The 8,797-nt window shown below is 72.0% G+C and carries 6 protein-coding genes; 4 read left to right on the top strand and 2 right to left on the bottom strand.

From position 1 onward, the window contains the following. Positions 1-93 precede the first annotated feature (93 nt). Positions 94-2,079, bottom strand: a complete 1,986-nt coding sequence (locus tag ACFXGX_RS42425; protein WP_384803589.1) for a fibronectin type III domain-containing protein — start codon at positions 2,077-2,079, stop codon at positions 94-96. Between the two features lie 182 nt (positions 2,080-2,261). Next, complete coding sequence (locus ACFXGX_RS42420; RefSeq protein WP_384803586.1) at positions 2,262-2,897, bottom strand: PepSY domain-containing protein; 636 nt, start codon at positions 2,895-2,897, stop codon at positions 2,262-2,264. Positions 2,898-3,043: 146 nt separating this feature from the next. Between ACFXGX_RS42420 and ACFXGX_RS42415 the strand changes: the two genes are divergently transcribed. The 4 genes from ACFXGX_RS42415 to pntB all read left to right on the top strand — a co-directional run bounded on the left by ACFXGX_RS42415 (position 3,044) and on the right by pntB (position 8,635). Then, the gene (locus tag ACFXGX_RS42415) at positions 3,044-3,706 is read left to right on the top strand and encodes a response regulator transcription factor (protein ID WP_384803583.1); all 663 of its coding nucleotides are present in this window, start codon (positions 3,044-3,046) and stop codon (positions 3,704-3,706) included. Positions 3,707-3,738: 32 nt separating this feature from the next. Then, positions 3,739-5,406 carry a sensor histidine kinase gene (locus tag ACFXGX_RS42410; RefSeq protein WP_384803592.1) on the top strand — a complete coding sequence of 556 codons (1,668 nt, stop codon included), beginning with the start codon at positions 3,739-3,741 and terminating at the stop codon, positions 5,404-5,406. A gap of 211 nt (positions 5,407-5,617) precedes the next feature. After that, positions 5,618-7,174, top strand: a complete 1,557-nt coding sequence (locus ACFXGX_RS42405) for a Re/Si-specific NAD(P)(+) transhydrogenase subunit alpha (RefSeq protein WP_384803579.1) — start codon at positions 5,618-5,620, stop codon at positions 7,172-7,174. 6 nt (positions 7,175-7,180) lie between these two features. Next, positions 7,181-8,635: a Re/Si-specific NAD(P)(+) transhydrogenase subunit beta gene (pntB, locus tag ACFXGX_RS42400; RefSeq protein WP_384803576.1), complete on the top strand. Its 1,455-nt coding sequence runs from the start codon at positions 7,181-7,183 to the stop codon at positions 8,633-8,635. The last annotated feature ends 162 nt before the right edge of the window (positions 8,636-8,797 follow it).

Below are 8,797 nucleotides of genomic sequence, written 5' to 3'. Positions count from 1 at the left end.
GCGTTCGGCGTGCGCGGCACGATGAACGCTTCCCGCCGGGGCGCCGGCCGCTCGGACCGGACCGGACCGGACCGGTCGTGGAGCGGGCACGGCCTAGCCGTTCGGCACGGTCACCGGTCCCAGGGTTCCGCCCTTGTCGGACGTGATGTAGACCGGGGACGGGTTCGTGGTCGCCGCGCTGCCCGACCGCAGGCGCAGGCTCCACGTGCCGTTGGCCGCACCCGCCGCGGCCGGCTGCACGATCACGTCGGTGGCGAAGACGGGACCGGTCGGCGAACCGGAGCGCAGCGTCAGCGACGCCCCGGGAACGGACCCGGTGCCTTCGAGCCGCAGGTCTCCGGACTTCCACTTGGCGAGCGTGATCGCGAGCTTGTCGACCGCGGGCACCTTCGGGGTGACCTCGGCCGGCGTCGACGAGGCGCCCTTGCCGACCGCGTTCACGGCGACGACCGTGACGGCGTACTTCGTGTCGTTCTTCAGCCCGGTCAGCACCACACTGGACGCGCTGGCCCCGGCCGTGGTCGTGACGGCCGTGCCGGAGGCGGGCGTCGCGGTGATCTCGTAGCCCGTGATCGGCGAGGTGCCCGGGTCCTCGGGCGCCGTCCAGCGGACGGTGGCACTCGCGTTGGCGGCCTGCGCGGTCACCGACCGCGGGGCGCCCGGCGCCGTGGCCGACCCGAACGTGTACTTCTCCATCCGCGCCTGCGAGGCGTTGCCCGCCGGGTCGAAGGCCACGAACCGCAGGGTCCTGGACCCGTCGGACGCCTTCAGGTCGAACGGCCCGGTGTAAAGGGTCGCCGCGGGTCCGGTGGTGCCCGCCTCCAGCGGGTCGGAACCGTCGAGCGTGTAGTAGATCTCCGAGCCCGGCTCGTTGGCGGTGAGGGTGACCGTGGCGTCGGCGGTGTAGAACCCGCCGGCGGGCTTGGCCGAGACGGTCGGCGGAGTGGAGTCGGCCGAGGGGGTGCCGCCCGGCAGCGCGGGCGGCCAGGACTCACCCGCCTCACCGAACGACCTCACCTCGACGCGCTTGCCCTCCACCGAACCCGGCAGGGTCACCGAGGTCGCGTCCGGGTCGTTGACACGGACACCCACCTCGCCCTGCACACCCTTCTTGCTGAGCCGGTCGACGGCCCGCACGGTGTATCCGAGGATCGGTGCCGCGCCGGGAGCCGACGGGGACGGAGTCCAGCTCACCGACGTCGTGTCGCCGTCGTCGTGGACCACGACACCCGTGGGCGAGAGGGGCCCCTGCTGAACCGCCCCGGCCGGGCAACCACCCATCCCGGGGCCGCCCACCTCGCCGAACTCCGCGATCGTCACGCCCTGGGTGTTGCCGTCGGGATCCTGGTCCTGCCAGCTCGTCACGGTGTACAGACCGTCGGCCGCGACGGCCGCCGTGTCCGCGTTCAGGAACTTGTACGTGGCGGTGAAGGTGCCGTCGGCCACCTCCATGCCGGAGGAGTAGCCGCCCTTCGGGGCGTTGGCCACGGCACCCGGAACGGCCCGTACGTCGCGCCGTGCCACCTCGGTGTCCCGCAGGGCCGGTTCGATGATCCGCTGCTCCAGGAACGTGGGGTCGACCGCGGATCCGAGCCGCCCCTGGATCACCAGGGTGGTCGGCGTGGTCAAGGCCCCGCCGGTGACGCCGACGTCGAGGGCCGTGGCGTCGGCGGCCACCGCACCGCCGAACTTGACCGACACGACGTCACCGGTGCGGATGTCGGGCGTCACCTGAAGGCCGCCGCCGGCGCCCCAGCACAGGCCGCCGGGGTGGTTCACCTCGATGGCCGGGTTGCCCGCCGAGATCGAGGACGCCGACGCCATCGTGCCGGTCGCCGAACCGATGAGCCCGACGTGCGGGCGCTGCACCTCGATCGTGACCTGTTCCCCCGCGTGCTCGGAGAAGCCGTCGATCGAGACGAAGTCCCGGTCCGGGAAGATGGTGATGTTGTCCGGGAAGGCCGGAACGGCGGCATGGGCGGTGACGGGCGCGACCGACGCGCTGATCACCATGCCGGAGATGACGAGGCCGGCGGCGGTGACCTTCCGCCTTCTCCCGCCCCGCGCGAACTTGGTCATGACGACTTCCCCTCCTTGGCCGTACCCGGACCGGGCTGCGCCGGGCGGTCGGCAGCGATGAGCGGATGCCAGCCTGTCCAACTCGGCCGCGCCCCGGCAGCCTTGTCTTGGGCACCCGCCCATCCCCAATCTGGAGGGGTCGTCCTCGCGTCTGCCCCGTCACCGGGGCAGTCGAGGAACCCTCAGCGGTCGTCGCCGCCGTGGCCGCCGCGGTGCCGGTCGCGGCCCCGCCCACCGTCGTCGTCACCGGCGTGATCGTGCCCGCCGTGGTCCTCCCCCACGCTCGGGTGGTCGTCACCCCCGACGTGGACGCCGTGGTCGTCACCTCCGACGTGGACGCCGTGGTCGTCACCCGGAGCGTCGTCCTGTCCGCGGGTTCCGCGACCGCGGTCGTCTCCGGCGGTGGGCGCGCCGTGGTCGTCGGTTCCTGAACGCACGACGTGGTCGTCACCCCGGCGGTCGTCGTCGCCGTGCCGGTCCAGGGTGACGGCGCCCGTGCGCACGTCGACGCGCACTTCGCGGCGGACCTGGTCGGCGCCGACGATGTGCACCTCCCAGGAGCCCGGGTGCTCGCCGTCGAGTTCGACCGCGGTGACGGTACCCGGGTACTCCTTCCGCGCGGCGGCGGCCGCCTGGGCCGCCGTCAGGGGCGTCGCCGCCGGCGACGGTACGGGTGCCGGCGACGCCGTGGCGGACGGCCGGTCCTCGGGTCCGCCACCGTGCCGGTCGGTACCTCCCGTCGCGAGCGCCGAGTACCCACCGCCGCCGATGAGTACGGCGGTCACGAGAACGGTGGCGATCGAGGTGCTGCGCTTCATGTCGGGCCTCTCCGGCCGGAAGCCTGCCCGGCCTGTGTCGTATCTGTGTCCTGCCTGTTCGGTGACGCCAAGGTGCCTGGGGGAAGCTGAAGGGGACCTGAAGCCACCTGAAGATCCCTTCAGGTTCTGTTTGGGAGACTCGGCACATGCGCCTGTTGATCGTGGAGGACGAGAAGCGGCTCGCGCTCTCGTTGGCGAGGGGCCTGCGGGCCGAAGGCTTCGCCGTGGACGTCGTCCACGACGGGAACGAGGGCCTGCACCTGGCCGCCGAGGGCGTCCACGACCTGGTGGTGCTGGACATCATGCTGCCGGGCCTCAACGGCTACCGCGTCTGCGCCGCCCTGCGCGCGGCGGGCCACAACATGCCGATCCTGATGCTCACGGCCAAGGACGGCGAGTACGACGAGGCGGAGGGTCTGGACACCGGCGCCGACGACTACCTCACGAAACCGTTCTCGTACGTCGTGCTGGTGGCCCGGGTCAAAGCGCTGCTGCGCCGCAGCGGTTCGGCCGGAGCGTCGCCGATCCTGCGTGTCGGAAGACTCGTCGTCGACACATCGACCCGTCGGGTGTGCCGGGACGATACGGAAGTGACGCTCACCGCGAAGGAGTTCGCCGTGCTGGAACAGCTCGCGACACGGGCCGGACAGGTGGTCGGCAAGCCCGAGATCCTCGAGCACGTCTGGGACTTCGCCTATGACGGCGACCCGAACATCGTCGAGGTGTACATCAGCACGCTGCGCCGCAAACTCGGCACCGACACGATCCAGACCGTGCGCGGCGCCGGGTACCGGATGGTGGCCTCGTGAAGGGGCGGCTGCTCGGTTCCGTGAAGGCCACGATGGTCCTGTGGGCCACCGCCGTGGTGACGGTCGCGCTGGTGGCCGCCGGGGTCGCTGTGCTGATGTCCCTGCGCGTGAACCTCACCGAGCAGGCGCAGAACGAGGCCAACGACACCGCCCGCAGGATCGCCCTCGGAGTCGCCACCTGGCGCGGGGGCGACGCCCGGCTGACGCTGCCGGAGGGTGCGCGGGACGGAATCCCCGTACAGGTGACGGACGAGGACGGCCGCCTGCTGGCCGTCGGCGACGGGCTGGAGAGCATCAGCGGCACCGGTGTGACAGCCGTTCACGTGCCGCGTGGCGCCGCCTCGCCCGCAACACCCTCCCCGTCGTCCTCCCCTTCCCCGTCCTCCTCTCCTTCCCCGTCCGCGACCACGACGCCCGACCCGGCTCCCGCCGCGCAGCTCGTCACCGGATCGGGCGACGACCATGGCCGCGGGCGGGACAGGAACCGGGGCGGCGACGACGCGTCGGACGACAGCACATCGGGAGGCCGCGGCTCGGACGACCACGGTACGGGCGACGGAGGCAAGGACGACCGCGGGACGGATGACCACGGCACCGTCGGCAGCCCGTCGCCCCAGGCGAACGACCCGGCCATCGGGACGATCGGCGACACCGTCCAGGAGGGCTCCGGGCGCGCGGTGGTCGACGGCCACCGTGCCCCGTACCGCTTCGCCACCATCAAGGCCACGGATCTCGGCGGCCGGACGGTGCTGGTCCACGCGGGCGCCTCACTCGCGGCACGCGAGAGCGCCGTCCGCAGCGCCGCGGCGGCGATGCTGGCGGGGCTTCCGCTGGTCCTGCTCGTCGTCGGAGGCGTGACCTGGCTGGTGACACGGCGCGCGCTGGCCCCGGTGGAGGGCATCCGGCGCGAGATGGCGGCGATCACCGCCTCCGAGGACCTGTCACGGCGCGTGCCGGAACCCGCCTCGCACGACGAGGTGGCCCGTCTGGCCCGTACCACCAATGAGACGCTCACCGCGCTGGAGGCCGCCGTCGACCGGCAGCGCCGCTTCGTCGCCGACGCCTCCCACGAACTGCGCAGCCCCATCGCCTCGCTGCGCACCCAGCTCGAGGTCGGCTCCGCGTATCCGCAGTTGCTGGACGTGCCCGGCGCGGTCAAGGACACCGAGCGCTTGCAGCACCTCGCGGCCGATCTGCTGCTGCTCGCCCGGCTCGACGCCGGGGAGCGGCCGGGTCAGGGGCTGGTCGACCTCGGCGAGCTGGTCCGCGAGGAGGCGGAACACCGTCCGGCCGACCGCACGCCGGTGTCCTTCCACGCCACTGGGCACCTTCAAGTGGCGGGATCACGCGGGCAGTTGGTCCGCGTGATCGGCAACCTCCTGGACAACGCGCAGCGGCACGCGCGGGACGAGGTCGTCGTGCGTGTGGAGAGGCGGGGCGACCGGATCGTCCTCACCGTCGCGGACGACGGCGGCGGTGTGCCGGCGGCCGAACGTGAGCGGATCTTCGAGCGGTTCGTACGGCTGGACGACGCCCGGACCCGCGACGACGGCGGCGCCGGTCTCGGCCTGGCGATCGCCCGCGACGTGGCGCGCCGCCACGGTGGCACGCTCACGGCGGGCGAGGCGCCGGCCGGAGGCGCGCTCTTCGAACTGTGCCTGCCCGTGGCTCCCGTACTCCCTCACGCAGCCCGTTCCTGAGGCGCCGAAGCGCCGGGGAACATGTCCGGAACGCCGGAACACCGCACCTCACCGTGTTCTCGGCAACAGACCTCGCGTGAAACAAGTCACGGCTGCGCGCTGTGCCGAACAGCGGGCTCCACCATGTAAGTTCCTGCGTCCAAGGGGCGTGGACTCCCCCTGATTCACGCATCGTGCCTGTATATCTGCGCCCCCTGAGGGAGACATCACCATGCCCGCAGAAGAATCGGCCCATCACCCGCCCCAGCGCGTCGGAGTGGTGGCCGAGTCCACTCCCGGGGAGACCCGTGTCGCGGCGACGCCCGCAACCGTGCGCCAGTTGGTGGGGCTGGGCTACGAGGTCGTCGTCGAGTCGGACGCCGGTACGGCGTCGGGCTTCACGGACGACGCCTACGCCGGCGCGGGGGCACGGATCGGCGACGCCTGGCAGGCGGACGTCGTACTCAAGGTCAACTCCCCGTCGACGGGCGAGATCGCGCGCGTGCCCGACGGTTCGACGCTGATCGGGCTGATCAGTCCGGCCCAGCGTGCGGACCTCCTCGCGGAGCTCGCGGACCGGCCCATCACCGTGCTGGCCCTGGACGCGGTACCGCGGATCTCGCGGGCGCAGTCCATGGATGTGCTCAGTTCCATGGCCAACATCGCCGGCTACCGGGCCGTGATCGAGGCGGCGCACGTGTTCGGGCGCTTCTTCACCGGCCAGGTGACGGCCGCGGGCAAGGTCCCGCCGGCGAAGGTGCTGGTGGCCGGCGCCGGTGTGGCCGGACTGGCCGCCATCGGTGCCGCCTTCAGTCTCGGCGCGATCGTCCGGGCGACCGATCCGCGGCCGGAAGTGGCCGACCAGGTGAAGTCGTTGGGCGGCGAGTACCTCGCGGTGAACGTCGCTCAGGAGGCGAGCACCGACGGCTACGCCAAGGCGACCTCCGCCGACTACGACCGGGCCGCCGCCGAGCTGTACCACGAGCAGGCCAAGGACGTGGACATCGTCATCACGACCGCGCTGATCCCGGGCCGCCCGGCCCCTCGCCTGCTCACGGCGGAGGATGTCGCGGCGATGAAGCCCGGCAGCGTCATCGTCGACATGGCCGCCGTCCAGGGCGGCAACGTCGCGGGAACCGTCGCCGGCCGCACCGTGGTCACGGACAATGACGTCACCATCATCGGTTACACCGATCTCGCGTCGCGGCTGCCCACCCAGGCCTCGCAGCTCTTCGGCACCAACCTGGTGAACCTGATCAAGCTGCTGACGCCCGGCAAGGACGGCCGGCTGGTCATCGACTTCGACGACGTGGTCCAGCGGGCGGTGACCGTCGTACGCGACGGCGAGATCACCTGGCCCCCGCCGCCCGTGGCCGTCTCGGCCCAGGCAGCGCCCCAGCCCGCCCCCGTGGCGACGGCCGCCCAGCCGAAGGAGCCACGGCTCACCCCGGCGGCCCGGTTCGCCCTGATCGGCGCCGGCATGCTGGCGATGTTCGCCCTGGTCGCCTTCGCCCCCGCGCAACTCGCGGCGAACTTCACGGTCTTCACGCTGGCGGTGGTGATCGGCTACTACGTGATCGGCAAGGTGCACCACGCGCTGCACACGCCGCTGATGTCCGTCACCAACGCGATCTCCGGGATCGTGGTGATCGGGGCGCTGCTGCAGATCGGGCACGAGAGCGCGGTCGTCACCACACTCTCGTTCATCGCGATCCTGCTGACGAGCGTGAACATCTTCGGCGGCTTCGCCGTCACCCGCCGCATGCTGTCCATGTTCTCGAAGGGCTGAGCCGCCATGACGTCAATCACAGCCTCCCATGCCGCGGACCTGGTCGCCGCCCTGCTCTTCATCCTCAGCCTGGCGGGACTGTCCCAGCACCGCACCTCCCGTGCCGGTGTCGTGTACGGCATCGCCGGCATGGCCCTCGCCCTGGTCGCCACCGTCGTGCTCGCGGCACAGAGCATCACCGCGGGCGCGGTCACCCTGATCGTCGTCGCGATGGTGCTCGGCGCCGCGATCGGCATCTGGCGGGCGCGGCAGGTCGAGATGACCCAGATGCCCGAACTCATCGCCGTGCTCCACAGCTTCGTCGGCCTCGCCGCGGTGCTGGTCGGCTGGAACAGCTACCTGGAGGTCGAGGCGCACGGGGACGCGCAGCGGCACGTCACGGCCGACCTGCTGGGGATCCACCACGCCGAGGTGTTCATCGGCATCTTCATCGGCGCGGTCACCTTCACCGGCTCGATCGTCGCGTTCCTCAAGCTGTCGGCGCGCGTGAAGTCCCGTCCGCTGGTCCTGCCGGGCAAGAACGCGCTCAACGTCGCGGCGCTGGTGGCGTTCGTGGCGCTGACGGTCTGGTTCACGATCAGCCCCAGCCTCGGCCTGATGATCGCCGTGACGGTGCTCGCGCTGGTTTTGGGCTGGCATCTGGTCGCGTCGATCGGCGGCGGCGACATGCCTGTCGTCGTCTCCATGCTCAACAGCTACTCGGGCTGGGCCGCGGCGGCGGCGGGATTCCTGCTCGACAACAACCTGCTGATCGTCACGGGCGCGCTGGTCGGATCCTCGGGCGCCTACCTGTCGTTCATCATGTGCAAGGCGATGAACCGGTCGTTCCTCTCGGTCATCGCGGGCGGGTTCGGCATCGAGGCTCCCTCCGGCGGGGACGAGGAGCAGGGCGAGCACCGCGAGATCCGCGCCCAGGAGGTGGCCGACCTCCTGGTCCAGGCCCGGTCCGTCGTCATCACCCCCGGGTACGGCATGGCGGTGGCCCAGGCGCAGCACCCGGTCGCCGAGCTGACGCGTCAACTGCGGGAGCGCGGCGTCGAGGTGCGCTTCGGCGTCCACCCCGTGGCGGGCCGGCTGCCCGGACACATGAACGTGCTGCTGGCCGAGGCCAAGGTGCCGTACGACATCGTGCTGGAGATGGACGAGATCAACGACGACCTCTCCGACACCTCGGTCGTCCTGGTCATCGGTGCCAACGACACCGTCAACCCGGCCGCGGAGGAGGATCCGGCGAGCCCGATCGCGGGCATGCCGGTGCTGCGGGTGTGGGAGGCGGAACAGGTCGTCGTCTTCAAGCGTTCCATGGCCTCGGGTTACGCGGGTGTGCAGAACCCGCTGTTCTTCCGTGAGAACAGCGGCATGTTGTTCGGCGATGCCAAGCAGAGCGTCGAGGACATCCTTCGCGCGCTTCCCTCCGACCCCCGTTCCCAGGCGACGAGCGAGGCGGCTCTCGCCCGCTGAGGCCGGCAGGCCGGCGCCCGCTTTCCGCTTCACGCCCGGCCGCACCGCCGTCTGTGCCCCCGTTTCCGGGGGACGGGGGGGCCCCCGGGCGGCCGGACCCGCACAGCCCCGCCCCCCCGGCCCCCCGCGGGCGGGGCGCGGCGGGGGGGGGGCGGCGGGGGC

This window comes from Streptomyces sp. NPDC059371, from assembly GCF_042751995.1.
In the GTDB taxonomy this organism is placed as follows: Bacteria; Actinomycetota; Actinomycetes; order Streptomycetales; family Streptomycetaceae; genus Streptomyces.
This window is presented reverse-complemented; position numbering and strand designations above follow the sequence as displayed.

Coding starts and splice junctions, on each gene's coding strand:
- ACFXGX_RS42425 (WP_384803589.1), bottom strand. CDS start 2,079: ATGACCAAGTTCGCGCGGGGCGGGAGAAGGCGGAAGGTCACCGCCGCC.
- ACFXGX_RS42420 (WP_384803586.1), bottom strand. CDS start 2,897: ATGAAGCGCAGCACCTCGATCGCCACCGTTCTCGTGACCGCCGTACTC.
- ACFXGX_RS42415 (WP_384803583.1), top strand. CDS start 3,044: ATGCGCCTGTTGATCGTGGAGGACGAGAAGCGGCTCGCGCTCTCGTTG.
- ACFXGX_RS42410 (WP_384803592.1), top strand. CDS start 3,739: ATGGTCCTGTGGGCCACCGCCGTGGTGACGGTCGCGCTGGTGGCCGCC.
- ACFXGX_RS42405 (WP_384803579.1), top strand. CDS start 5,618: ATGCCCGCAGAAGAATCGGCCCATCACCCGCCCCAGCGCGTCGGAGTG.
- pntB (WP_384803576.1), top strand. CDS start 7,181: ATGACGTCAATCACAGCCTCCCATGCCGCGGACCTGGTCGCCGCCCTG.